This is a genomic window from Levilactobacillus bambusae (genome assembly GCF_003124125.1).
Classification (GTDB): domain Bacteria; phylum Bacillota; class Bacilli; order Lactobacillales; family Lactobacillaceae; genus Levilactobacillus; species Levilactobacillus bambusae.
In genome coordinates this window covers 31,077-57,981 of the sequence record NZ_QCXQ01000002.1, presented here as the reverse complement: position 1 = coordinate 57,981, position 26,905 = coordinate 31,077, and the positions used below count along the sequence as shown (strand labels likewise).

The following is a 26,905-nucleotide window of genomic DNA, read 5'->3' as shown; positions in this document are numbered from 1 at the left end:
GAATGGTGTTTTAAACGGGAGGGCGACTATGAAGCGGCGTGATATCCAGCCAATATATGCGAATACATACCGTCGCTTAAGACGACGGAGACGCTGGCTTATTATCTTAATACTTTTGCTCGTTGCAGCTGGCGGCATCTGGATGGCCCATAGCATCCATCTCTATCATCAAAAGCAGATTGCACAGTATCCCGTTCAAGGGGTTGCAATTGATCAAGATGCTGGGTACGTGGATTTTCAAAAGTTGGCGGCTAAAAAGGTTCAGTTCGTCTATATCCATGCGACGTCTGGCTCAACCTACGTTGACGATGACTTTTCGGATAACCTTGCCCGGTCTGAGGGGGCAAACGACGTTGCAATCGGGGTTTACCACGTCTACAGCTTTTCAACGTCCGCAGCCAAACAGTCCCAGAACTTCATTAAGACGGTTGGATCGGACAGTGGTTCGTTGCCGATTGTGATTCAGGTGGAATACTACGGTGATTATTCTCGGTCAACCATTGACGCTCAGAAACAAACCCAGAACCTCAAAAAACTTGTCCAGTCACTTTCTGATTACTATGGTAAGAAGGTGATTATTTGGACCACGGCCGAACTTTACCATCAGTGGGGAAAAAACGCCGTTAGCACTAAGAACCGGTATTGGCAGGCCGACGGAAGCTTAAAGAATCCTGAAAAACAGGTTGCCTTTGTGGAGTTTCAACCCCAAGGCAGTATGAAACTGGGTAATTCCAGCATTAACGTTTCCCGGTCCGTCTTTAACGGCACCCAGAAAGAATGGAATAAGACTCAGTAATCATCAAAATAGGCGCCGGATGAATCCAAAATGGATTTATCCGGCGCCTATTTTGATTAATTAATTAATAGAAGTTAAAAAGTAATAGGTTTGATCATCTGCTTCATCAAAGAAGCTTCGGGGCTGCTGGTCATCAGCCTGGATTTTCAATTCGTATCCGTATTGATCCGTATAGACTAACTGATTAGCCGTCACTTCTTTGACGCTAGCCCGAACCGGCTGATCATCTAGCGCCAAATCGAGGTTAGGACTGACCACTAGGACGTGCCGGTGAAGGGTCCGGGGATCTTCAAAGACCCAGGTGCCACTAAAAAAGAGGGGGGATTGATCCGGCTGTTCCTTCGTGCGTTTTAGTTGACGACCACTGGTTAAACCGGCGAATAAGGACACCCCGAAAAGTGCTAGTCGACGTGCTTTCATCAAAATCCCTCCCTTTATTACTTACCCCAAATATAACACGCTTTACTTGCTAAAGGACTTAATTTCGCAAAAAAGCTCAGAAAAAACATTTTTTAATGAAATGAGTCTGTGAAAGAATGGGGTTTGAGTAAGATATTTGTTAAAATAAGGGGACAACTTAAACTTGAGGGGGTTATTCCATGTTAAAACTAGGAACCATTGGGACCAATTGGATTACACAACAATTTGTTGAGGCAGCAACGGAAAGCGGCGAATATACGCTCACTAGCGTTTACTCGCGGACTAAAGGGCACGCGGATGAATTTGCCCAAAAGAACGGGGCGGATCAGACATATACTGACCTGCAGGACATGTTGGAAAGCGGAAACGTGGACGTGGTATACGTTGCGTCCCCTAATAGTTTGCATTTTTCTCAGGCGAAGCAGGTCATTGTCCATGATTTAAATGTGATTGTGGAGAAACCGGCGTTCGTGAACCCAGCCGAAATGAAGGAATTTCAGCTCCTGTTAAAGGAGCACCCGAAGGCCCTGTACTTTGAGGCCGCACGAAATATTCACACCCCTAATTTTCAGGCGATTGCATCCCAGGTTGATAAAATGTCGACCATTCAGGGAGCAACGTTTACCTATATGAAGTATTCATCCCGGTACGATAAGGTGTTAGCGGGCGAAACCCCCAACATTTTTACGGCTGAATTTGCGGGTGGGGCCCTCCAAGATTTAGGGGTGTACACTGCCTACGATGCCGTAACACTCTTTGGTATGCCAAAGAAGGCCACCTACTTTCCTGACATGATTAGTACGGGAGTGGATGGTAAGGGGATTGCCATTTTACAGTACCCGAAGTTTACGGTGAGTTTGAACTTTGGTAAGACATCGACGTCCTACCAAACCTCTGAAATCTACGGCTTGAAAGATACTTTGATTATCGATAATGCGGGTGAACTGGATCAGGTGGATTACCTTGCCGAAGATGGTACACTGAGTTCGCTTGGAACCAAGTTAGCCGGAAATTCGATGATCCCTGAAGCCACTGATTTTGCGGCGGTGATGGTTAATCCAACCAATGAACGACAGCAGGAACGATACACCAAATGGTTTAAACTAAGCGTTGAAGTTAATCAATTACTCTTTGATCTGCGACAGTCAGCTGGAATTGTGTTTCCCAGTGACGAAACGGATTTCGAATAGAACGGAATGGTGAACGGCAGTATGTTGAAACAATTTGAAGACCAGTTTCACAAACTTGGGTTTGACGGTCCCACCCAAATTCAAGCGGCAATCTATGATCCCATGGTCAAGGGAGAAGATTTGCTGGGGCTAGCACCAACCGGATCGGGTAAAACCTTAGCGTTTGTGTTACCAACCTTAGCGGAAGTAATGCCCGGCGAGGGAACCCAAGTCTTAATTTTGGCACCCTCCCAGGAATTGGCAATGCAGACCACCAATGTCGTACGGGATTGGGCAAGATTGGTAAACGCGCAAGTATTGGCGCTAACTGGTGGAGCAAATCTCAAACGCCAAATGGAACGATTAAAAAAGCATCCCGAAGTGGTGGTTGGGACTCCTGGTCGGGTGGCTAGCCTGATTGATGATCGACGGCTTAAATTGCATCAGCTCGAAACGCTCGTGATTGATGAAGCAGATGATTTGTTGACGGGTGAGACACTCGAGACGGTTCGGCGCATTGCCCAAGCCGCCCCCGCTGATTGCCAACTGGGCTTTTTCTCGGCCACCGACACTGATATCTTGCATGAACTGCCGAAGTGGTTTGGTAAGGACGTTCGGCGGATTGACGTGCGTGAATCTGATCAGACTCAGGGTGAGGTTAAACATGAATTGCTCCAAGTCAACGAAACCAAGCGGGATCAAATGTTAAAACGGTTATTAGCTATCCCCGGTTTTCGGGCCCTAGTCTTCTTTGATTCGACAAGTCGGTTGGCGAAAACTGCTGCCCACTTTAAACACGATCATATTTCCGCTGTTCCACTCACGAGTGGTCTCCGACAAACCCAGCGGCAAAAAGCCCTAACTGATTTTCGGTTGGGGCACGTCAAGCTGCTATTAACGACCGATGTAGCCGCCCGGGGGTTAGACATTCCTAAATTACCAGCGGTTGTTAACTATGATCGGCCAACAACGGCGACGACCTACGTCCACCGGGCTGGACGGACGGGAAGGATGGGTGAACCAGGTGAGGTGATTACCTTTGGGGATGACCATGATTTAAGGGATGTTCGGCGGATGCTATCTGAGTTGGATTATTCACTAACGACCGTTTATTACACCCCTAAGGGTCTAACCACCACCCGGCCAATCAAACAGGAACGGGTAAAAATAAAGCCGGCTAGGCAGCAAGAGGATTCCGGGCGGCAGCCAGCCGCTAGACAATCAACTGGTCAGCACCAAAAACGGGCGTCGCAACCGTCAGCTAAAGTTAGTGAGTCATTCAGTAAGAAACACCGTAAGAATAAGCACAATTCGCGGAAGGGAATGCGAAAAAAGCGGCGAGACGGTCAAAATTAGGATCTTTACAATTAACTAAAACCATGCGAAAATAAAACATGGTTTTGATATGGGCCTATAGCACAACAGGATAGGGCGACCGCCTCCTAAGCGGCTGATCCCGGTTCGAGTCCGGGTAGGCCCATTCGAGTCAAATTAGTTGTTTACATGAAAACACCCGTCATTTGATGGGTGTTTTTTTGTGTCTATTTTCATATGCATACATTTATAATTTTAGGTATAAAAATTGTTAATGCCATTTACATTTTATTGGTGTATAAAAGTGAAAAACGTTGGTTTTAAGGCATTTATTTTAGAAAAACGCGTTAATAATGTTGACTATAAACAAATTATCCGTAAAATTAGAGTGAATAAAAATAATTTTGTACCATATGCATAATATATATTATGTTTAAAAAATTGTTGATGATTGGTGCGAGCGAATGTAGAGGAGTAAGCGTAATGTTTGGGAAAAATAGGCAAATTAAAGATAAGGATTACAAAGAACACTTCAAGATGTTTAAGGCAGGCAAGCGGTGGGTTATCGCGGGAATTGCAACATTCTCAAGCTTTCTATTACCTAGCTTGACTGTTAGTGTTCATGCAGATACTTCATCAGCACCTAAAACAACTAAACAAGCTAATCAAGACGACAAGATCTTGGCGACTAAGCAGAGCGAAACGATTCCGGCTACTTCAACGAAGGCATCAACCAGTGGAAGTACGACAAGCAAGTCAGCTAACTCCTCGACTTCTAGTTCTGAGACATCAAGTACGTCAGCAAGTGAAAAGGCTTCAACTAGTAAGAGTGAGTCTGTTTCAATGAGCAAATCGACGTCGACCTCTAGGAGTGAGAGTATGTCGACGTCAAACAAAGAATCGATGTCTACTTCTAAGAGTGAGAGTAAAACGACGTCAAGCAAAGGTTCGACATCAAATTCTAATAGTAAAAGTACTTCAACTCCAACCAGCAAGTCGACTTCAGCTAGTGATCATGAGTCGACATCAACGTCCGTTTCGACAAGCGAATCAATAAAAAATTCAGCTTCAACGAAAAGGTCAGATTCCAGCCAGTTACAGTCAGATTCAACTTCATTAGGTACAAGTAGTCAAAATGGATTTCAGTCGACTTCCATAAGCGAAAGTAGATCTATGTCCGATGACGAAATTTTTTCTGACTCCACCTCAAACAGGGATAGTGCGGTCACAGAAATAACTGGCTCTACTAATTCAACGGTGCTAAGTGATTCTACTAGTACCTCAGTAAGTCTTTCACAATCCACTTCAAATATAATCACTGAACAATCTAAAGAGGTGGCTGTGCCAAAACAGGCGTTTCCGATCGTTCCAGATCCTAACTTTACGATTGATGATAGTACCTTAACGACGGTGAACAATATACTGTCTGGGACTGGGACTCCTGGATATAAATATACGTTTAATGTTAGTACAGATGATGGAGGCTATTTTACGGTCACAGCGACCGTTGATTCCACAGGACATTGGTCCGTAACGAATTCCAAACTGAGTAGTTTGGAAGTTACAGCAGCAGGTGGGGGTTATTTTCAAATAAAAACCACTGATGCAAGTGGAAAAGCCTTGAATAATGTATTTATTTATCCAAACGTAAACAAGACCCCTGAGGGATCAGAATCGGCTTCAAACTCAAGTAGTGAAAGTACTTCCGTATCAGATAGTGAATCGACTTCGGTCTCAAATAGCGAATCCATGTCTGTCTCTGACAGTGAATCCACTTCTGTTTCTGGTAGTGAAAGTACTTCAGTTTCTGATAGTGAGTCGACTTCAGTCTCCGATAGCGAAAGCACCTCAGTATCCGATAGTGAGTCAACTTCAGTATCGGACAGTGAAAGCACGTCAGTTTCAGACAGTGAATCAACATCCGTATCCGATAGTGAGTCGACATCTGTGTCGGATAGTGAATCCACATCGGTTTCGGATAGCGAGAGCACTTCTGTTTCCGAGAGTGAAAGTACTTCGGTCTCAGATAGCGAGTCAACGTCAGTTTCAGACAGCGAATCGACATCCGTTTCGGATAGCGAGAGTACTTCTGTTTCAGATAGTGAATCAACTTCAGTGTCTGATAGTGAATCGACATCCGTTTCGGATAGCGAATCCACATCCGTGTCGGATAGTGAAAGCACTTCCGTTTCTGACAGCGAATCCACATCGGTTTCAGATAGTGAGAGTACGTCAGTCTCAGACAGTGAGTCCACATCGGTCTCTAATAGTGAATCCACGTCAGTCTCAGACAGTGAAAGTACTTCGGTCTCGGATAGCGAGTCAACATCAGTATCAGACAGTGAAAGTACTTCAGTATCGGACAGTGAGTCCACATCAGTTTCAGATAGCGAAAGTACATCAGTTGCGGATAGTGAATCAACATCGGTATCAGACAGTGAATCGACGTCAGTGTCTGATAGTGAATCCACGTCCGTATCGGATAGCGAGAGCACCTCAGTATCGGATAGTGAATCGACTTCGGTATCAGATAGCGAAAGTACTTCTGTTTCAGACAGTGAAAGCACATCCGTATCTGATAGTGAATCAACTTCCGTTTCTGACAGCGAATCGACATCAGTTTCAGATAGCGAATCAACGTCAGTTTCCAATAGTGAATCCACGTCGGTCTCTGATAGCGAAAGCACCTCAGTTTCAGACAGTGAATCAACCTCAGTATCCGATAGTGAGTCGACATCGGTATCGGATAGCGAAAGCACGTCAGTCTCAGACAGTGAATCCACGTCTGTGTCGGATAGCGTGTCCACATCAGTTTCAGATAGTGAAAGCACATCGGTTTCAGACAGTGAATCCACGTCGGTCTCAGACAGCGAAAGCACTTCCGTTTCGGATAGCGAGTCCACCTCTGTCTCCGAAAGTGAGTCAACATCTGTGTCTGATAGTGAAAGTACTTCGGTCTCCGATAGTGAGTCCACATCTGTCTCAGATAGTGAAAGCACGTCCGTTTCTGACAGCGAGTCCACTTCCGTTTCCGAGAGTGAAAGTACTTCGGTCTCAGATAGTGAATCAACCTCAGTTTCGGACAGCGAGTCAACCTCCGTCTCAGACAGCGAATCCACCTCTGTTTCTGACAGTGAAAGCACATTAGTTTCAGATAGTGAATCAACTTCAGTATCAGACAGTGAAAGCACGTCAGTCTCAGATAGTGAGTCGACATCGGTATCAGATAGCGAGTCAACTTCAGTTTCCGACAGTGAAAGCACCTCAGTTTCAGATAGTGAATCGACATCGGTATCAGATAGCGAAAGCACCTCAGTATCAGACAGCGAAAGTACGTCAGTTTCAGATAGTGAGAGCACCTCAGTTTCGGACAGTGAGTCAACCTCGGTCTCAGACAGTGAATCGACCTCGGTATCGGATAGCGAAAGCACCTCAGTCTCAGACAGTGAATCTACTTCAGTTTCAGATAGCGAATCGACATCGGTCTCTGATAGTGAATCAACATCAGTTTCAGATAGTGAGTCCACATCGGTTTCCGATAGTGAAAGTACGTCGAGTTCCGACAGTGGGTCTACGTCAGTATCAGACAGTGAAAGTACTTCGGTTTCAGACAGTGAATCCACTTCAGTTTCGGATAGTGAAAGTACTTCTGTGTCCGATAGTGAATCGGCGTCAGTCTCAGATAGTGAAAGCACATCGATTTCAGATAGCGAGTCGACTTCCGTTTCCGATAGTGAGTCCACATCAGTCTCAGACAGCGAAAGTACTTCTGTTTCCGACAGCGAGTCCACGTCCGTCTCAGGCAGTGAATCGACCTCAGTTTCGGATAGCGAGAGCATCTCAGTTTCCGATAGTGAATCGACCTCGGTTTCTGACAGCGAAAGCACGTCCGTTTCGGATAGTGAAAGTACTTCGGTCTCCGACAGCCAGTCCACATCCGTCTCCGATAGTGAATCAACTTCCGTTTCTGACAGCGAAAGCACATCGGTATCAGATAGTGAGTCTATCTCAGTCTCTGATAGTGAAAGTACCTCGATTTCAGATAGTGAATCCACGTCGGTCTCAGACAGTGAAAGCACCTCAGTATCTGATAGCGAATCAACCTCAATCTCTGATAGTGAATCGACCTCTGTATCAGATAGCGAGAGCACGTCGGTTTCCGATAGCAAATCAACTTCTATTTCAGACAGTGAGTCCACTTCTGTTTCAGATAGCGAAAGCACATCAGTTTCAGATAGCGAGTCGACTTCCGTATCGGACAGCGAAAGCACGTCAGTTTCGGATAGCGAGTCGACATCTGTATCAGATAGTAAGTCAACTTCCGTCTCTGATAGTGAAAGTACCTCAGTATCAGATAGTGAGTCTACGTCTGTATCTGACAGCGAGAGTACCTCGGTCTCCAACAGTGAAAGTACTTCTGTGTCAGACAGCGAGTCCACCTCAGTTTCGGATAGCGAGTCCACATCTGTATCAGACAGCGAAAGTACTTCTGTTTCTGAGAGTGAATCAGCCTCAGTTTCGGATAGCGAGAGCACGTCGAGTTCCGACAGTGAATCCACGTCCGTTTCGAATAGTGAAAGTACTTCTGTGTCAGATAGTGAATCGACCTCTGTTTCTGACAGCGAGTCGACATCCGTATCCGACAGTGAATCGACATCAGTGTCGGATAGTGAATCAACTTCAGTATCTGACAGTGAATCCACATCAGTATCAGATAGCGAGTCAACCTCAGTTTCTGATAGTGAGTCAGCTTCAGTTTCAGACAGTGAAAGCACGTCGGTATCCGACAGTGAATCTACGTCTGTTTCAGATAGTAAATCAACCTCAGTCTCAGAGAGTGAATCAACTTCGGTATCGGATAGCGAAAGTACCTCAGTTTCGGACAGTGAGTCAACCTCAGTCTCAGACAGTGAAAGTACTTCAGTCTCAGATAGCGAATCGACTTCCGTATCTGACAGTGAATCCACATCAGTATCAGATAGCGAGTCAACCTCAGTTTCTGATAGTGAGTCAGCTTCAGTTTCAGACAGTGAAAGCACTTCTGTTTCAGATAGCGAATCGACTTCCGTGTCGGATAGCGAAAGCACGTCGGTATTAGATAGTGAGTCAACTTCCGTGTCGGATAGCGAAAGTACCTCAGTCTCCGATAGTACGTCCACGTCTGTATCAGATAGCGAAAGCACTTCTAGTTCCAACAGTGAGTCAACCTCAACTAGCGATAGCGAAGCCAATGCAATGGCGAAAATTGTCCTCCATGGACACGATAGTGAGATTATCCTCGGACCGGATGCTACTTGGAACCCAAGCGATAATTTTGCAGGTGGGACTGATGAATTTGGCAATCCAATAACTATTAACGATGTGACCGTGACGGGTTCTGTTAATCCACATAAGGCAGGGGATTACTATGTAACCTATACGTACGTAGATTCTGCCGGAAACGCTCATTCCGTGACGGTTAAGGTGACAGTTGTGAAGTCTGATGCTAGCTTGAGCGGCCACGACACAACTATTAATGAAGGATCCGATTGGAATCCAAGTGACAGTTTTGGTGGTGGAACTGATGGTTATGGTCGACCAATTACAATTAATAATGTTGTAGTGACAGGAACTGTTGATACTAATAAACCGGGAGATTACCTGATTACGTACACGTATACCGATGAAGGTGGAAATGTCTTCACCGTAACTGTTATTGTTCATGTAACAGGTCATTCTAATGTTCCGGGGCAATCAGGATCCGGAAATCAGACATCATCTGGTAATCACCAAGGGTCTGATAATAGCGGTCAAGATACTGAAAGCATTGGTCAACAAACTAACAGTTCAGAATCTAATGGCACGTCAGATCATATCGTTTCATTAGGTCATCATGATGCTCAAGCAAAGGGAAAATCAGAATTACCGCAAACCGGTGATGATAAAATTCAAGGGCCTCTTTTAATGGGGATTGGATTTACGCTGTTCGCCTTCTTGGGAATTAGCCGGTTGTTCAACCAGCGACGTGATTAACAGTGAAATAGTTTTTTCGAAAAAGAAGCTCAACTCGAATAGAGCGGAGCTTCTTTCTCTTACATAATTAGAAATTGGTATAACAGTGGTCATTCATAGGGGTAAGGAGGCGTCATAAGATGACGATTTATATGACCAAACGTAACGGTAACTTTCAGGAGACTTTTTTTAGTGGCTGGGATCAAGGGGCATCCGGTAAGTCTCAAGCAGACAACCTCACTTATATTCAGGAAATGAATGGGCGCATTATTGATTTCTTTGTTTATTCCGATAAAGGGGAAGACATTAGCCACCGATCCGCACGTTTTGACGGAATTTTTAGCGGGTTAAAACGACAGGATATCGTTATTATCCAGTATCCATTACTATTTTCGTTGGAAACCCAACGCCTTATTATTCAGAAAATTCATCAAATTGGGGCCTACGTTGTCGCCTATGTCCAAGATATTTCACCTCTCTGGCAAACGAAGGGGGATTATCACACGCCCAGTGATGAGCCACTATTTACTGAGGGAGATGGCATTATTGCTCATACGAATCAAATGGCCGATCAGATTCGGCGACAGTGGCATTTACCCCCTGAATATCCGATTGTGATCCGGGGTCTTGCCGGGTACGTAACGACCCTGTTTGATTCAAAAGACCGTCACGTTACTGATCCAATTGATTACGCAGGTGGTTTACACAAGGCACCATTTTTAGTCGAATTAGCTCGCCATCAGCCCATGAATATTTACGCCAACGTAGATGATGCCTTTGAAGTAGCCGAAGGAATGGAAATCCAGGGATCCTATGATCCAGAGGCCATTAGCCATATCCTACAGGGAAGTTTTGGCTTAGTGTGGGATTCAACCGACTATCCAGAGGTTGAGGGTAACTACGGGGAGTATGAACGGTTCAACAGTCCCAATAAATTATCGATGTACTTGGCAGCAAATGAACCCGTTATTGTGTGGGATCAGGCCGCCGAAGCAGAATTTGTAACACGGAATCGGATTGGGCTGGTGATTAAGAATCTCAGCGAGCTGCCAGATCGACTGGCCAAATTGACTGAGACCGAATATCAAGAAATTTTAAAGGCCACGGCAAATATTGGAATTTTGGTTCGATCTGGATACTTCCTTAAACGGGCAGTATTAGAAATGCAGGGCCGATTAGTTCTGGCCGATTTAAAAATACTTTAGGCATAAAAAAACCAGTCGAGTTAGTCGGCTGGATGTTAATAGCTAAAGATAATTAATGAGCATGATAATGAGATTGCTAATCAGGATTAAAAACATAATAATTCCAATGGCAACCTCAAGACGGGTACGTTTTTTATGCGATGGTCGGACCGCCTGATAATCTTTTTCTTGGTCGAAGCGCTGCCTAATGGCATCATCTAATAATTTATTTTGTTTTGTCATAATAGGGTTAATATACCACGAAAAAAGTAATGGATAAAGTGGGGCAGGATTAATGGTGAATTGGAATCACTGGCAATTAAAAAAATATCAACGCATGGCGACGTCAATACTGGCTTTAGAAGATAATTACACCCAATTGTCAGATGAACAGCTGAAAGGTAAGACGGGGGAGTTTCGTAACCGGATGAGTCATGGCGAGTCATTATCTCAGCTACTCGTTGAGGCTTACGCTACCGTTCGAGAAGCAGATCGCCGGGTCCTCGGCCTTTTTCCATATGCCAATCAGGTGTTAGGAGCCACGATTTTAAATGGGCGCAATATTGCGGAAATGGCAACTGGTGAAGGAAAAACATTGACGGCAACAATGCCTATGTATTTAAACGGTTTAGCTGGTCCGGGGGCTTTTTTAGTCACTAGTAACGATTATTTAGCTCAACGGGACGCCGAAGAAATGGGGCAGGTTTATCACTGGTTGGGATTAACCAGTATGGCTCGGACCGAGACTACCGCTCAATCCGTTGATAAAGCAGAAATTTACCGGGCAGACATCGTCTATACAACATACAATAACCTCGGGTTTGACTACTTACTGGATAATTTAGTAGCGGACGACTCTCAAAAAGCTTTGAGCCATTTTCGGTATGCACTCGTTGATGAAGTTGATTCCGTTCTATTAGACATGGCGCAAACACCGTTAGTCATTGCGGGTGCTCCAAAAGTTCAATCAAACCTGTTTGAGACCTCGGATCGGGTGGTTAAAACGTTAACTCGGGATCAGGACTATGAAATGAGTGAGGATCGTAAGCAAGTTTGGTTTACACCGGTTGGAATTCAAAGGCTATCAGCGTACTTTGGGGTTGAGAACCTGCTTGATGAGCGAGGGGTTGATTTGTATCGGCATTTACAATTGGCGCTCCGAGCGAATACCCTATTTACAGTTAACCGGGACTATGTGGTTAGTGAAAACCAACTTTTGCTTCTGGACATTCAGGATGGACGCACTCTACCTGGGATGCATCTTGAGGCGGGAATGCATCAAGCACTAGAAGCTAAAGAGGGGCTCCCACTGAGTGCCCAGAATCGGACGATGGCTTCCGTAACCTACCAAAATCTTTTCCGGATGTTTCCTCACTTAGCGGGAATGACGGGAACGGCAGCAACGGATCGGCGGGAATTTTTAGATACGTATGATTTACGAGTTCTTACGGTATCACCCCATAAACCTAACGTCCGAATAGACTTACCGGATGAACTTTATGTTAACAACGAAGAAAAGCTCTATGCATCGTTGGCCGGGATTCAGGAAGCACATGATCGGGGGCAGCCCGTACTGATTGAGACGGGATCTGTGTCACTTTCAGAACTTTATTCCCTGTTGCTGCTTCAAAATGGAATTGCTCATAACGTCTTGAATGCAAAAAATGCGGCTCGGGAAGCTGCCATAATTAAGGATGCGGGTCAAATGGGCGCTGTAACGGTTGCAACTTCCATGGCGGGTCGTGGGACAGACATTAAGCTTGGACCTGGTGCAGCCGCAACTGGCGGCCTTTTAGTGATTGGGACTGAACGGATGACGAGCCGCCGGGTGGATAATCAATTGCGGGGCCGCGCTGGACGACAGGGTGATCCTGGATTAACCAAGTTCTACGTTGCCTTAGATGATCGCGTAATAATTGAACACGGTCCTCAAAAAATCGGTAAGGATCAGCAACGACTATTGGCAGAGGAACAGGCCGGTAAGCGATCAGAAGGATTTCCCATTACTAACCGCCGATTGAAAAAGGTGGTTAGTAGAGCCCAAAAGCGGGCAGCCAGTCAGGGGAAAAACGGTCGGCAGTCGTCTGTCGCTTATGATAACGTGCTTAGAACCCAACAAAATGCAATCTATCAGTTTCGCAACCAATTAATGGTTATGCCATTAGCGAAATTACTCCAGGTTGCAGATCAGGTTGCTGTTAAGGCGGTTAAGCAACTGCTTAGCCAACCCAATTTAACGCTAAGCTCGGTACTGAACTTTATGACGAATACCATCGACTATAATTTCATTGTTAATGATCAATTTACCCAGTTAATGGGGCATCCTGAGCAGCTAAAAACGGCTATTTTGCAACGTGTACATCAGCAATTAACCAATAAGATGGGGCAATTAGCGGGAAGGGACCAACAAGAATATTATTTACGCCTTACTATTTTACACGCTTTAGACAATGCCTGGATTGAACAGGTTGACAATTTACATCAGTTACGGGCGATTACAAGTACTCGATCGGTGGGGCAACACGATCCGATGGCGACGTACCAATTAGAAGCCGTTTCGGGGTTTAATCATATGAAGACACTATTTTGGCGTTTAGCGGTTCAAAATATAGTCCTCTCAAGCCTTCATGAAAATCCAGATGGGTCGTTTGAAATTGAATTTCCGTAGGAAAAGGAGCAGTTCTGGTGACAAAACAGTTTTATAAAAAGATTGGATTTACCGTGCTGGTACTGGTCGTTTTACAGTTAGGACAACAAGTGTTAATTCCCCAGTTAGATCCCGGGCGAGCGCAGAGCCTCCTGCATACGAATCCGTTATTACAGGTTTATACCACGATCACGGGAGCTCAATACGCAAAACCAACGCTATTTTCCATTGGGATGGGACCGTATATGGTCACGCTCATTCTTTTTTCAGCGTTACGGGCACTAGGGATTGGAAAAAAATGGACGCCGGATCAAACGATGGTTATGCAACGGCTTATGGTTTTAGTCTTTGCTATTTTGCAGGCGGCTCAAATGGTCAGTATGATGAGGAATTGGATAACTCCCCGTGGAACTATGAACGCAGAGATGATCATGGCAAGTTCGGTTCTTGTCTTAGTTGCGGGAGCAATGTTGGTTACTTGGTTGTCGGACCTAAACCGGATATTTGGTTTTGGGGGACTAGGCATTATGATCGTACCTGGTATCCTGGCCTCCAGTATCCAGACCTTTTCCGGACAGAAAACGGGGACGGCCTACACAATGTCGGTTCCAAACGTGATTATTTTGATTGTGGCGACCCTATTTTTTATGGCGGTGACGGAGTTTTTTAACCATGCTGAATTACGACTCCCCATTCAGCAATTAATGACGGACAACTCACTGACTACGGCCTATCTGCCGATCAAAGTACTGTTGCCTGGTGCAATGCCACTAATGTTTGGCTTAGTCGTCTTTTCGCTTCTTCGACTCGTTATCAGTCATTGGGATATCCCAAACGGGGAACAAGTTATTCAGGTCTGGTTCTCAACTCGGCACTGGCAGGGCATCTTACTATATGCACTGATCATTATCTTGTTGGGCAACCTCTTTAGCTATATGAACCTAATGCCGCATCAGATTGCGGAGGACATGAATAAAAATGGTGATTATTTCTTGGGTGTCATGCCTGGTGAAGCAACCGAGCAATTTTTAAATCAGCACGTGCATCGGATTGATGTCGTAGCTAACTTGTATTTAGTGACCATTAGCTGCCTTCCATTAGTCGTTGGACTGTGGCTACCAGTTGCAAGTTTATTTTCCTACTATTTTTCAAGTCTATACATGGTTGTGACGATTTTGGATAACGTGATTGAACAGTTTCGGGCCCTATACGTTAGCAGCCATTACGAACTGCTGTGAGGAGAGATGATTAGAAATGTTAGTGTTGGTTCCTGGAGAACACACGCAGCCTGACTACGCCCCAAATGAGGCCATGATTAGTTTGGCACGTTTAATGCGCGATAACGAACGTGAAGTTCAGCTATTAACGGTTCATCATCAATCTGATTTGCGGCTGTTCTTGAACCGAAATGATCTGCTGGGGTTTCCAACGTGGGATGTTTTAGATCACGCATTAGGGATTAAAATCACTGAGGGACGGGGCCTTGGTTTATCAGATGTACCGCTTCCGCATCAAGCTGAACTCATCCAAACGATTAGCGGTGCGGACGTTATGGTCGACGATGAATTAGTGAAACAAATTTTTGTTAATGAAATGGGGCTTGTTACCCGGGTAGAAACGAATTGGAACGGTGGATTAAAGCAGGTTCAGGATTACGATGAACGTGGTTTTATACTGGTTGAGAGGATGTTGGATCAGCAAGAAAAGGTTCTCACCCAAAAATGGTTTGATGAATATGGACATGTTGTCTTAGAGGGGAATCAGAGGCAGCTTTTAGTTCAGCCCATTGCAAAATCACGGTTTGAACGGGGAAACTATCCAGATTTAGAGGCCGTTTTAACGGAAGTGATGATCCGGCATGTGACGAAACTTAAGGCTAGAAAAGCCGTCGTTCACTTTATAGCTAATCCGAGTCAGCAAAATGCGGCAGTGCTAGTTGATTTACAACGCTTGGTACCTGTAAACCTGCTAGTGACAGCTAACCAAGTACAGGATCCGACCATGGCCGCATTATTTATGGGCGCCCATCAAATTTTTGTAGCGGGCAACCAGGAGATTATCCAGCTCCGCGATAGGTTTGGGCAGTCAGTGAGTGAAAGGGCTCGAATTGGGTACCCGTATGCCACAGACCTGAGGTTAGGCAACAGTGCTGCATCGGCCACTCAGAAAATTATTTGGTCGGTGGGACAGCTAGAAAGTACTGAACTGGCCTGGCAATTTGACACAATGGATTTAAGCATTCATCAGTTTCAGGGGCAGCTGACGGTCGTGAACTGCAGTGATCAGCAAACCCAACAGCTAGCCAAGCTGATCATCTCCCGTATCCGTCAGAATTACCCCATAGCCGATTGGTTTGAAACGGCCGAATTGACGAATGTCTTATTCAATTCAGATCAGTGGCCGGATCTCTATCATACGGCCATGGCAATTCAGGAAACCCTATCTGAAACGGATGAGAAACTGTGGCAGGACCAATTGGGGCCCTTATATGCTGAGTTGGCTAAGTTTCACTTGGAGCCGAAGTTAACGAAAAGTCGGGCTCAATCCGAAATGGGGCAAGCCCGGCTGCTCATCGATCTAAGTGAATCGCCGGTGACATATCTTCAGGTGGCGGCCATTAGTGCCGGGGTCCCCCAGCTGAATCGAGTAAAAACTCCCTACTTACAACCGGGGCAAAACGGACGGCTCGTTCAAACGGAAAGCCAACTTAAGGAGTCGATTGCTATGTATATCAGTCAGTTAAACGTCTGGAATGAAGCCCTAGTGGCTAATGTCCAGCTTATACCAACGTTTACGAGTGACCAAATACTGGCATTTTGGGAGGAAAGCTTAAATGGCGATTAGCAATCCAATTTTAATTCAACTAGGTGGTCAACCCCTTCACCTGGCCGACTGGCTGCCAGAAGATCAAACCGTCGTGTACTTTTCTGATCAGGAGGTTTTATCCGAAACAGAAAATGAGGCCGGCCTTTTTTTAGGTGGCAAATTAAATTCACAATATGATCAGGCTCGGTTTTTAATTCCCGCTGATTCCAAAGTGGTTAACCAATTAGAATTAGTGGCGAAGTTTCCCGCTAATAGTGTGGTAATAGATGATCGAGTAGCCGTGAATGAGTCCGATCGGGCCTTGTTGAGGCTGCAAAATGTTCGTTACCTTTCCTTTCAAGTTCCAGCGGAGCTTGCTAGAGAACTTAACCTCAATTTTTTTCAGGGGCAGGCGGGGTTCTTATTTCACACCCGTGATTTTCAATATGCAGCTGAATTAGTGACCGAGATTGAACAACGGGGAGCCACTCAATTAATTTTTCACGGGGTGTCAGATACGAAACTTCAGTGGTTAGGTAGTTTTACTAGTCGGCTTTTTGAAGCCCAAGTTCCGGCGCAGTGGGAGTTAATGCCCGAATGCGATGTTAGCGATGATCAAACTGAGATCGAGTATCACATTCACTTAGATGCCACCCAGAGCAATCACCATCAAACTCTGGTAATTAAGGGGGATCAGCTGCATCAAACTACCGTGTTGCCACCTATCACTGAGAATACGAATGTTTCACTAAGTGTATTTGGCCGAGGAACCGGTGATATTACCATTGGCCCCGTCCATTTGCGCCGGTCCCATGGTCAGCATGGTTTTATGATGATTGGCGGTGAAAATCAGATTTTAGATCGGCATCTCAACCAAGAACTTATTTTCTACTTTAATGCTGGGGACCGCCAACCACCCCTAAACGTTTATTTTTCGGGATATCGGCCCAATGAGGGATTTGAAGGCCAATTTATGATGAGTCGCTTAGAGGCGCCATATGTACTGATTAATGACCCACGACTTGTGGGAGGCGACTTTTACGTGGGTAGCAAGGAGCTAGAAGCTAGTATTCCTAAGTATATCCATGAACGGTTAGCGGAGCTTAAGTTTGACCCGCACGATTTAATCTTATCTGGTCTTTCCATGGGATCGTTCGCTGCCCTGTACTATGCAGCCGATCTCAAACCAATTGCCGTCATTGTTGGAAAACCTCTAATTCATTTGGGAACCATTGCTGCGAACTCCAGAATTAAGCGCCCGGATGACTTCGATGTTTCGTTGGATATGCTGTTGAGTTGGACGGGGGGAACGACTGATGAGGATATTCAACGGGCAAATCAAATCTTCTGGCGTAAGTTTAAAACGGGAGATTTTTCGAGGACCCAGTTTGATATCGTCTACATGAAGGATGATGATTATGATCAAAATGCATTTCAAGTCCTAAATGACTATTTGATTCAAAACTTTCCGGGTGCGCCGGTTATCCATAAGGGATTAATTGGCCGGCACAACGACCAAACCAACGAGGTGGTCAAATGGTTCATTTCACAGTATCAGCGTGTTTTAACACAGTACTTTAACCGGCATTTTGATTAATTAGGAGGCAGAGGATGACAAGCGCATATTTAGTACACTGGGGATTGAATACGGGAACGACCTATCCATTTGGGACACAGCTGAAAATGAAGGATAACCAAGTGCTTTATCTGAATCCTCGTCAATCACCAGGGTCGGTTATTCATACGTGGAGGTCAAAGTTAAACTTCTTTTATGACCGGGCATCTGCGGAATTACCCCTTTTAACGCCGGGAACCACCTACGGATATCAATTAGATATCGAGGCTAAGCCGGTTGGGTCCGTTCACATGCAGGTCACATTTTTTGACCAGGACGACATCCTCATTCAACAGGAGAACTATGTGGAGTTAAAGGGTCAATTTGATTATCCGGCATCAGCAGCTTCCTACCGAATCGAACTAGTGAATCTTAATAATCAACGGATGATCTTTCGGGGACTATGGTTAGTAATTCATCAGGCTCCCAACGTTGCTGATATTCGCCATTTACGCCTTTCCAGTGGTAATCAAGTCCTATTAGCCAAGCAGCCAACCACGACAGCGTGGACGATTACGATTTTAGCCCAGTCGATGGAAACGACAACTTGTCCGTTATTGCCGAACAAAAATAATGTCCTCCTCATCTTATCTAATCCTGGATTAGAAGCGACGGATGTTGTTGAGATAATCCAATTGCTGCGACAGACGGGGGTTAAGGCAAAAACGCCAATTCAGATTCAAACCTTTGGCACCTCAGACCGGGTTCACAGGGGACTCGTTGAATTTGAACGGCACTTTAGATTTTTTAACCAATCTTCACCTGAAGGGAGCAATACGAATTGAATTTTTTTGTAAACCAAGCAATGGGTGTGGGAAATTCCGGGGTAGAACACGCGCAATTTTACCGAGCCAAACGGTTTGATCAGGCGAATCTGCCATACCGATTCATCTTTGTAGAATTGATTAAGAATTTGCATGAAGCCATGGATGTTTGGCAGATCAAGGATGACCAAGTCATCAACATGTGGGAATACTTCGTTTTGGGGGAGGACTATGCGGTATCGGGTTTGACGCGGCGTAGTACCGCTGAATTTCGGATGCTGGTTGACCAGACAAAAACAAACCGGATGTCCGAGGCTCGAACGACTTCAGGCCTGCGAATCCGGGAATTCTACGTTAAAAAGCCTAATCCTGACAAGCCCGAAACCCTCTTGGTCAGTACTGACCGAGTTGAACTGTTTAATATTTGGACCGGTCAGTTAATGGTTTCGTACCGAAAGAGGGTTGTTGGAACAGAGAGTCAGATTACAAATATCCACCTTTACCATCAAGCTAACGATCAGCACCTATACTTTCAGAATATGGTTTTACTGAAGCGGTATTTCTTTCACCAACTGAACCGACTTTACGGGGGACAGAACACGTTTATCGTTGACCGAGGCGAGGATAATGAAGTCGCACTTTTTGACGATCCAGTGGCCGATTGGCATAAGGTTGATGTCGTACATGCCGATCATCTATCGGACCGCAATGTTTTGAGTGCGCCACTATGGAATAACTACTATGAATATGTGCTCACCCATTTAAATCAGATTGATCGGTTAGTGGTTGCAACTGAGATGCAGCGTCAGGACCTGCTGCAAGATTTTCCAACCGAAGCGGATAAGATTGTTACCATTCCGGTTGGTGGGGTTAATGATCACGTGGACGCTATTGAGACGCATACCTTGATGCACCCAGTTAAGTTAGTGACGATATCTCGGTTAGCCACGGAAAAACATATTGATTTAATCGTTCAAGCGGTAGTCAAGTTACATCGGGCGGGGCATGCTGTTACGTTGGATATCTTTGGTCAGGGAGAAACCCGATCAAAGTTAAACGATTTGATTCAGCGGGAGGACGCCCGGGAATACATTGAACTGAAGGGGCTAACCAAACAGCCAGAAGCCGAATACCCGCACTACGACGCCTTTATTTCAGCCTCTTATTCTGAGGGGTTTGGGTTGACATACATTGAGGCAATGAGTGCTGCCCTGCCAGTGATTACGTTTAATGCCCGATTTGGGGCCATTGAACTGGTTCACGACGGGGTAAACGGCTTTTTACGACCCTTTAAGCGGGATGATGAGGCCTTTAACGTTGAACAATTGACGTTAGGAATTGAACAGCTAGTGGCCGTTCAGGATTACCCGGCTTTGCAACGACAAGTTGTTGAGTCCGTCACGGACTATCAGGATCACGTTATCGCAGAAAAATGGAGGCGTTTAATTCATGAACTATGAGGTTCTAAATGTGCTGCATCCTGATACTACAGATTGGACGGCCCAAAAAGCGCGGTTACAGCGAATAAACGGGACATTGTTAACGCTCGCACCGGATCCGGGCCTTTTGCAGAAGCAGATTCAGGAACAAATTAACGTTGTTAACGTGGTTGATTACGTGACAAACCGAACTTATAATCCCGACCAATTCCTCTTTTTTGATCAGATTCCAACCGTTGCGGGTGCTGAAATTTTTATGGCAAAGTCCGGTCAAATTAACTTAATTCATGATGGGTACCCTATTGGAACCGTCCGATTGTACCCGAATACTCGCCGGTTAGTAAATAATATTACCTACCTGAATTTGGATGGAACCCGGGATTTTATTGAGGAGTATGCGTTTGACGGCAAGCTCTTTAGCCGGATTGACTATGACGATAATCATGTCCAACGAATTCAATTCTATAACGATGATCAAGTTGTGGTTTTGACTTACTACTTTTATAACGGGCAGATGAACCTCATTACTGTTGAGGATCCAGCCTCCCACCGAATTTTGGAGCGCTACGATAGTACAGGAGCTTTTTTAGCTGCTAAGGTGGGTGAAATTATTCAAGCGGATGACGCAGCTGTTATTTCGTATCTTGGCCTTGAGTTAACGGCCCTATCCCAAACCCAGTCGGATAATACTTTAGCACTGATCGAATCGCCACTGGATGAACAGGGCGAGGTTCGGGGCAATTTAAAGGCGATTCTTGACAATCGGTTACCGTACGTTCAGCATGTTGCGCTCCCACAGAAGTTGGCGGACCAGCTTCTAAAAGCACACCAGCCCATGACTAAAATTCTTATTGAAACGGAGGGGGAGAATGGCAGGAGTTAAACGGGCGCCAAACCGACTTATTTTAACGGAATTTATCTCAGGAAAAACGGATACTCAGCGGGGTGGAACCGTCTTAACGTCGGATTCGGTGCTTCCAAAAGCTAGTCGGTTAGTTGAGTCAACTAAGCCCTTTGGTGTACCGGTGTACGTTTTAACGAACGATGATCTTACCTATAACACTCCCGACTTAGTCCTGACTCAGGTTAACGGGCTCGAAGTCTTTCAGAATGTGTCCCTATACTTCTTGCGCTGGATAATGGCTTATCGGTTTTTGGCGGCCCATGCTGAGATTACGGAAGTGGTTTTAACGGATTTAGGCGATGTTGAAATGTTAAATAATCCGTTTGGTCAAATGAAACCAGGCCGACTTTACCTGGGTGATGAATTTACTGATCTCGCCATCGACATTGTTTTTCAGGGGACCATGCCAGATCAGGTTAATCAATTTCTTCGAGCTAATCAGCACGTTCAACTTTTAAACCCCGGAGTGATTGGTGGTTACCGAGCCGAAGTTTTAGAGTTTTTGGGACTAATGGCTAACTTAGTGGTGGAGCAGATCTATCAGCATTTAGTTAATGACGGCTCTGAATTACGGGCGTATGAAATGGGAATGGTCAACTACGTAGCCTATCGTTATTTTCCGACGCGATTGCGGCATGGCCGCCAAGTTTCAACCATTTTCTTTTTTAACCGATCGGATTCACGATCCTGGTTTAAACATAAGTAGGGGGTACACATGAATCGCAACGCTTTTTTTGATACTGTACAGGGTCACTGGTGGAAATTCTCTAAAAACGGTCATCAGAATGTCATTATGGGAGGGGTCGGCATATTAGCCATTGAGTTTCAGGAAGAGGGGTATCTAAGCTACCCCTCTAAAATGGGCTTTTTACCCAACTTGAAGGCCTGGACTTGGGATAATGAACGCCAATTAATCAATTTTTTAGATGCGAATCAGCAAGTTCAAGCTGTGTACCAGCCACCGGTGTGGGAAGATCAATCACTAATACTTATGGATACAACCAGCAAGGATAAATTTTATAGTTCCACAGTGATGGAACGAACCATTAACGATCGATGGGCACCTGCCCCTATTTTGGCGTCCCCTCCAGCCGTTACAATGGAATCACAAGCTGCGATTCTGATTCGGGTAGAACAGTCATCACAAGCTGAGACTATTTCAACCTGGGCAGATCAGCCGGAACAAGATGGGATAACCATCGTACCGGTCCAAGCCAATACAGCAAACTTCGACTATTGGCAAACTATTTATTGGTGGCTGTCCGAACATAGTTATGTCAACCGGGTGGGGATTATAACCCATGAAATAGCCTTAACAACGTATGAGTTAATGAGTTCACCCAAGGTAAAGCTGGGACTGGTGGAAGCGTCCGATAAGCACTTGCAGGGGTTAATCGGGAGTCGTTCAATGTTAATGGAACTATCGGGAGAAGTTTTATTTCGCAGCCGGGTTGATCAATTAGCGGGTACTCCGCAGACTGCGCTAGGAGAACTGCGCAACGTCATTCAGGAACAATTTATGAATCGAACGCAGGTTGTCAACAAAGGGGGGAAATTGCCACGATGACATTGGAATCAATTTTTAAGTTACAGCAGGCACCCGTTAGTTTTATCCCGCATGCAGCGGTACAGCGAGAAATTATACTCAGTGAGGCCCTATCGAAGTCGTCAGAACAGGACGAACAAATTCAGCGTACTGGCTCCCGGTTAGCTGATTCGGTGACACGCTGGACGTTGCCCCTGTACCTTCGGACAAATGTTAAGATTCAAAGTCAATGGCCGGGCTTATACCAGTGTGAAAGCAAGGATGATGGTTCCCAGCCTACCTCGGATAAGTGGACGTGGGCCTATTGGATGCTGCACCGGCATCCAGAAGTTGAACGGGTAGCCATGGTCGATGCAGCAACGGTTACGCTAAATCAAAATCCGTTTCCAGAGATGGATGCCGATTGTCTGTATGTCGCAGATGAACTAAATGAACTAGAAGATTTGCAGTTGTTGACCCAGACAATCCCCGAAGTGAATTCATTTATTGTGCATAATTCACGTCTGCAAACGCTGAATCCAGCAGTGATTGCGGGTGAACGCGGCATTGTCTTAGAACTACTTAGCGGATTAATTACGTTAAAGCGGACCATGACAGCGGATCAAATTAATAATTTAACGGATCTCAGTCTTTTTAACTACGTTTTGTATCGGTACTTTACTCAGCGGTTGGGGCACGGGCGCTTAGTAACGTCAATCATGTCGTTTAACCAACATGAGACCAATGCCTGGTTTAAACTTCAGTAGGAGGTTGAAATGGATAGTCAGGGAATTTATCGGCAGCTAAAGGGCCACGAGTGGATTTTTATGGCTAATGGAATTCAACGGGTTAAAATGGGAAAAAACGGAGGAGTGCTAGCAATTGAATTCCTGGAAAACGGTGAACTCAGCAGTGAGTCCAATATGAAATTTTGGCCAGCCAGTCGGTGTTGGCGATTTAATGAGACGCAACAAATTATTGAACTACTAAACTTAGAGGGGACCGTTGTCGAACGGTTCGAGAAACCTAAGGGTTATGGCAATCGGGTAATGATGCGACAGGTGAACGGGAAGGATACCTATGAATACAGGGTAACTACGGATTCAATTCGTAACCAAGTACTAGCTCCCGAACCCATTCAGATGAACCTTGGCAATGCATTAACTAAAGAACGGGTAGACTTGGTTATTCAACTTGGCGGAGGATCAGAATCTCCGCTTATGAGGTCTATGTCTGATCTTGGCCTATCGGGAATCAAGTTTGACGCTGACTTAGATACCCGGTTAGGTTGGTTATCCCTTTACTGGGAACTATTTGCCCATCCAGAAGTAAACCGACTAGCCATTGTTGACTCAAACTATACGTTGTTAATGGATCCCTTTCCTCATGTTAAAGCCAATCGAATTTACTTAGACGATCAATTAGAGATTGGGACACTTGGCAATGGGCAACGTGTCCAGAAACTTCTGAGAACGGTCTTGATCGGTGATCGAGCCATTTTGCTTGAATTAAGTAGTGCGCTTTTGAATCGCCTAACGCCAGATAAAATAACACTGGCTGCCTTCAATGAAGTGATCTACGAGGGATTTTCAGATCGCCTGATTCACGGACGGTTAGTGACACAAAAACCGTTAATTTGTATACAAGGCGGCTGGCTGGTAAGGAAGGAGAGCGGTGATGACGAAGTGGGTTACTAGAATTATAGAGGGCACCTCATTAGATGCCACAACGAAGGCCAAAGCTGATTTTGCCCGGATTGCCCACAACGCGGCGGGATATCGTTACTTAGACGTTCACCGGTACGACCGGTCTAGAGAAACCATGGCGGAACTGGGCGCTAGAATTGAGGGAATGACGGGAAGCATACGGGCCGGAGACTTAGTGGTTTACCAGTACCCCTCGTATAACGGAAACCAATTTGAGGTATCATTTGCTGAACACCTTGTGTACCGGGGAGTTCAAGTGGTGTTAATGGTACACGACTACGAACGATTGCGACATGGGATTAACCCCGGTTTTGATGAAATCCGCCACTTAAATTTAGTAGCAGGAATTATTGCTCCTACGGTAAATATGCGTCAGCAAATGAAAATGGATGGCGTAACCACGCCAATTGTGGTGCAAGACTGCTGGGATTACCTGACGGATACGGCCTTTAAGACGGAACCAGTTCAGCGGGAAGTAGTAATAGCGGGTTCATTTGTTAAGTCCAACCTGTTGAGCACGTGGAATCAACAAACCCCGCTCATTGCGTTTGGACTGAACAATGGTCAACAGCCCGCAATGAACGTGGAATACCATGGGGCTTTAGGTGCCAGTTTGTTAGAGGAAACGCTGCCGAACGGGTTCGGGCTGGCCTGGGATACAGGGGACGATTTTGGGGCTTACACTCGTTATAATAATCCCTATAAAGTGGCGATGTACCTTGCCCTTGGGATGCCCGTCATTGTGTGGAAAGAGGCCGCTATCGCTCAGCTAGTTCAGGATAATTACCTGGGGTATGCGTTGTCCTCGATTAGCGAAATTGACGGCTTGATTTCATCTGTTAGTGATAGTGAGATGTCTCGCTGTCAATTGCAGGTACAAAAATTTGGCCGTCTACTAAGACGAGGTTACTTTACCCGGCGATTGCTTTTAAATATGGAACAAATTTTAACCTTGAATCCGCTTACTATCACAAAATAGTAAACCGTTTTTGCCGGTTAAATAAGTTTTAGTTTATTATTTGAATCATCTTATCTTAATAAAGACCTGTCGAGGTCTTGACATGGTGTCCACGTTTGAAAAATGTAAATTTATTTCATATAAATGCTTGATTGTTGTAAAAATTTTTCATACAATATTGGAGCAGGCAGGAAAACGCTTTTTAAAAAATTTGGAAACCGTTTTCTAATATTTAAGAAACGTTCACTATTGCAAACGTCACTATAGGAAAGAGAGAAAAGTTCATGCCATTTTTAGTACTTATTCTAGGTATTTTACTTTTACTGGTTCTAATTATTAGATTCCACGTAGATACCTTCGTCTCCCTTATCGTGACTTCAATTCTAGTTGCCCTTGGTTTGGGAATGAATCCGGCAAAAATTGCGGATGCGTTGAAGACTGGTATTGGAAGTTCGATGGGTGAGTTAATTATTGTCTTCGGTTTTGGGGCAATGATTGGTCGATTAGTTGCAGATGCCGGTGGTTCATACCGGATCGCCCGGACTTTAATTGATAAGTTTGGTAAGAAGCGTCTCCAACTTGCCGTTGTTGTCGCATCCTTTATCATTGGGATTTCCTTACTCTTCGAAGTCGGATTAGTTATTGTTACGCCAATTGTCTTTGCCGTAGCACTGGAAGCCGATGTTCCGTTCATGTACTTAGGGATTCCAATGGCCGCAGCCTTATCCGCCGCTCAAGGATTTTTACCACCACAACCAGCTCCAACGGCCGTTGCAACGGCCTTAGGTGCTAACATTGGTGAAGTTCTGTTAGTCGGGATTGTGGTTGCGATCCCATGTATCATCGTAGCCGGGCCAATTTGGACGCGTGTCATTCGCCACTTTATGCCAGACGTCTTCGTTGTGAAGAAGTCATTGCCTGCCTTTGGTGAAATGAAACAGTTTGATATCAAGGATACACCTAGCTTTGGTTTATCACTGTTAACAAGTTTATTCCCAGTTGTCTTCATGGCAGTTGCCACGATTTACTCACTAATTGTGAACGGCGGGCGGACCATTAAGAACCCAACTGGTGTTGATGCTTGGGTATCGTTCTTCGGGAATCCTGTTATTGCAATGGTGATTTCAATGCTCTTCGCAATGTGGTCTATGGGTCTTCACCGTGGCCGGACAATGAAGGAAATTGAAGGAACCATTACTGATGCCGTTAAGTCAATCGCAATGTTGCTGTTGGTTATTGCTGGTGGTTCTGCCTTCAAACAAGTCTTAATTGATGGTGGGGTTGGTAAAGCCGTTCAACAATTAATGATGCACACTAGCCTATCACCAATCATCTTGGCCTGGTTAGTGGCTGTTATCTTACGTGTTTCCTTGGGTTCCGCAACCGTTGCCGGAATGACGGCAGCCGGAATTGTGTTCCCATTGATGACATCCTTACATGCTGATCCAGTTATGATTGCGTTAGCTATCGGAGCTGGTTCGTTAGCCGCATCTCACGTTAATGATGCTGGGTTCTGGATGTTCCAAGAATACTTTGATATTACGGTTAAGCAGACGTTTGCCATTTGGACCTCACTTGAAACCATTATTTCAGTGGTCGGGTTGCTAATGGTGCTTCTGATGAACACGATTATCAATTAATTAGCTGAATTAGAAAAACTCCTACGTG

At 45.2% G+C, this 26,905-nt stretch carries 22 protein-coding genes, 1 tRNA gene and 1 pseudogene; 20 read left to right on the top strand and 4 right to left on the bottom strand.

Annotated elements, in window-relative coordinates; genetic code table 11:
* Positions 1-28 precede the first annotated feature (28 nt).
* Positions 29-796, top strand: coding sequence for a GH25 family lysozyme (locus tag DCM90_RS02990; protein ID WP_165815185.1), 768 nt, complete (start codon positions 29-31; stop codon positions 794-796).
* A gap of 60 nt (positions 797-856) precedes the next feature.
* On the opposite strand, the gene DCM90_RS02985 is transcribed toward DCM90_RS02990, so the two are convergent.
* Positions 857-1,216 carry a DUF4828 domain-containing protein gene (locus tag DCM90_RS02985; protein WP_109249881.1) on the bottom strand — a complete coding sequence of 120 codons (360 nt, stop codon included), beginning with the start codon at positions 1,214-1,216 and terminating at the stop codon, positions 857-859.
* 179 nt (positions 1,217-1,395) lie between these two features.
* On the opposite strand from DCM90_RS02985, the gene DCM90_RS02980 reads away from it, so the two are divergent.
* The 4 genes and pseudogenes from DCM90_RS02980 to DCM90_RS10210 all read left to right on the top strand — a co-directional run.
* Positions 1,396-2,406: a Gfo/Idh/MocA family protein gene (locus tag DCM90_RS02980; RefSeq protein WP_109249880.1), complete on the top strand. Its 1,011-nt coding sequence runs from the start codon at positions 1,396-1,398 to the stop codon at positions 2,404-2,406.
* A gap of 21 nt (positions 2,407-2,427) precedes the next feature.
* Positions 2,428-3,741, top strand: a complete 1,314-nt coding sequence (locus DCM90_RS02975; RefSeq protein WP_109249879.1) for a DEAD/DEAH box helicase — start codon at positions 2,428-2,430, stop codon at positions 3,739-3,741.
* 51 nt (positions 3,742-3,792) lie between these two features.
* Positions 3,793-3,865 (top strand) — tRNA-Arg (locus DCM90_RS02970).
* A gap of 263 nt (positions 3,866-4,128) precedes the next feature.
* Positions 4,129-4,323 (top strand): annotated as a pseudogene (locus DCM90_RS10210) (KxYKxGKxW signal peptide domain-containing protein); the annotation flags it as partial.
* A 41-nt stretch (positions 4,324-4,364) separates the two neighbouring features.
* On the opposite strand, the gene DCM90_RS10195 reads toward DCM90_RS10210, so the two are convergent.
* Together DCM90_RS10195 and DCM90_RS10190 are read right to left on the bottom strand one after the other, a co-directional pair.
* Complete coding sequence (locus DCM90_RS10195; protein ID WP_109249878.1) at positions 4,365-4,694, bottom strand: hypothetical protein; 330 nt, start codon at positions 4,692-4,694, stop codon at positions 4,365-4,367.
* 642 nt (positions 4,695-5,336) lie between these two features.
* Entirely contained in the window at positions 5,337-8,894 is a 3,558-nt protein-coding gene (locus DCM90_RS10190; protein WP_133244316.1) for a hypothetical protein, read from the bottom strand.
* Between the two features lie 40 nt (positions 8,895-8,934).
* On the opposite strand from DCM90_RS10190, the gene DCM90_RS02950 reads away from it, so the two are divergent.
* Together DCM90_RS02950 and DCM90_RS02945 are read left to right on the top strand one after the other, a co-directional pair.
* Positions 8,935-9,711, top strand: coding sequence for a bacterial Ig-like domain-containing protein (locus tag DCM90_RS02950; RefSeq protein WP_225365985.1), 777 nt, complete (start codon positions 8,935-8,937; stop codon positions 9,709-9,711).
* A gap of 119 nt (positions 9,712-9,830) precedes the next feature.
* Positions 9,831-10,895, top strand: a complete 1,065-nt coding sequence (locus tag DCM90_RS02945; RefSeq protein ID WP_109249876.1) for a glycosyltransferase — start codon at positions 9,831-9,833, stop codon at positions 10,893-10,895.
* Between the two features lie 42 nt (positions 10,896-10,937).
* Here DCM90_RS02945 and DCM90_RS02940 read toward each other — a convergent pair whose 3' ends face one another.
* Positions 10,938-11,117: a hypothetical protein gene (locus DCM90_RS02940; protein ID WP_109249875.1), complete on the bottom strand. Its 180-nt coding sequence runs from the start codon at positions 11,115-11,117 to the stop codon at positions 10,938-10,940.
* Positions 11,118-11,169: 52 nt separating this feature from the next.
* Between DCM90_RS02940 and secA2 the strand changes: the two genes are divergently transcribed.
* The 13 genes from secA2 to DCM90_RS02875 all read left to right on the top strand — a co-directional run bounded on the left by secA2 (position 11,170) and on the right by DCM90_RS02875 (position 26,877).
* Positions 11,170-13,542 carry an accessory Sec system translocase SecA2 gene (secA2, locus tag DCM90_RS02935; protein ID WP_109249874.1) on the top strand — a complete coding sequence of 791 codons (2,373 nt, stop codon included), beginning with the start codon at positions 11,170-11,172 and terminating at the stop codon, positions 13,540-13,542.
* Positions 13,543-13,559: 17 nt separating this feature from the next.
* A complete protein-coding gene (locus tag DCM90_RS02930) occupies positions 13,560-14,759 on the top strand; it encodes a hypothetical protein (RefSeq protein WP_109249873.1) in 1,200 nt (399 codons plus the stop codon).
* Positions 14,760-14,775: 16 nt separating this feature from the next.
* Positions 14,776-16,365: an accessory Sec system protein Asp1 gene (gene asp1, locus DCM90_RS02925; RefSeq protein WP_109249872.1), complete on the top strand. Its 1,590-nt coding sequence runs from the start codon at positions 14,776-14,778 to the stop codon at positions 16,363-16,365.
* Entirely contained in the window at positions 16,355-17,923 is a 1,569-nt protein-coding gene (gene asp2, locus DCM90_RS02920) for an accessory Sec system protein Asp2 (protein ID WP_109249871.1), read from the top strand. Before asp1 ends, asp2 begins: the two co-directional genes overlap by 11 nt.
* 14 nt (positions 17,924-17,937) lie before the next feature.
* Positions 17,938-18,726, top strand: coding sequence for an accessory Sec system protein Asp3 (gene asp3, locus DCM90_RS02915; RefSeq protein ID WP_109249870.1), 789 nt, complete (start codon positions 17,938-17,940; stop codon positions 18,724-18,726).
* The gene (locus DCM90_RS02910; protein ID WP_109249869.1) at positions 18,723-20,165 is read left to right on the top strand and encodes a glycosyltransferase; all 1,443 of its coding nucleotides are present in this window, start codon (positions 18,723-18,725) and stop codon (positions 20,163-20,165) included. Before asp3 ends, DCM90_RS02910 begins: the two co-directional genes overlap by 4 nt.
* Positions 20,155-21,027: a hypothetical protein gene (locus tag DCM90_RS02905; protein WP_109249868.1), complete on the top strand. Its 873-nt coding sequence runs from the start codon at positions 20,155-20,157 to the stop codon at positions 21,025-21,027. Before DCM90_RS02910 ends, DCM90_RS02905 begins: the two co-directional genes overlap by 11 nt.
* Positions 21,014-21,754, top strand: coding sequence for a hypothetical protein (locus DCM90_RS02900; RefSeq protein ID WP_109249867.1), 741 nt, complete (start codon positions 21,014-21,016; stop codon positions 21,752-21,754). Before DCM90_RS02905 ends, DCM90_RS02900 begins: the two co-directional genes overlap by 14 nt.
* A 9-nt stretch (positions 21,755-21,763) precedes the next feature.
* Complete coding sequence (locus DCM90_RS02895; protein WP_109249866.1) at positions 21,764-22,615, top strand: hypothetical protein; 852 nt, start codon at positions 21,764-21,766, stop codon at positions 22,613-22,615.
* Between the two features lie 2 nt (positions 22,616-22,617).
* Positions 22,618-23,340: a hypothetical protein gene (locus DCM90_RS02890; protein ID WP_165815184.1), complete on the top strand. Its 723-nt coding sequence runs from the start codon at positions 22,618-22,620 to the stop codon at positions 23,338-23,340.
* A 9-nt stretch (positions 23,341-23,349) separates the two neighbouring features.
* Positions 23,350-24,270, top strand: coding sequence for a hypothetical protein (locus DCM90_RS02885; protein ID WP_109249864.1), 921 nt, complete (start codon positions 23,350-23,352; stop codon positions 24,268-24,270).
* Positions 24,251-25,258 (top strand): glycosyltransferase, encoded by a 1,008-nt coding sequence (locus DCM90_RS02880; protein ID WP_109249863.1) that lies wholly within the window; start codon positions 24,251-24,253, stop codon positions 25,256-25,258. Before DCM90_RS02885 ends, DCM90_RS02880 begins: the two co-directional genes overlap by 20 nt.
* Before the next feature lie 263 nt (positions 25,259-25,521).
* The gene (locus tag DCM90_RS02875; protein ID WP_109249862.1) at positions 25,522-26,877 is read left to right on the top strand and encodes a gluconate:H+ symporter; all 1,356 of its coding nucleotides are present in this window, start codon (positions 25,522-25,524) and stop codon (positions 26,875-26,877) included.
* The last annotated feature ends 28 nt before the right edge of the window (positions 26,878-26,905 follow it).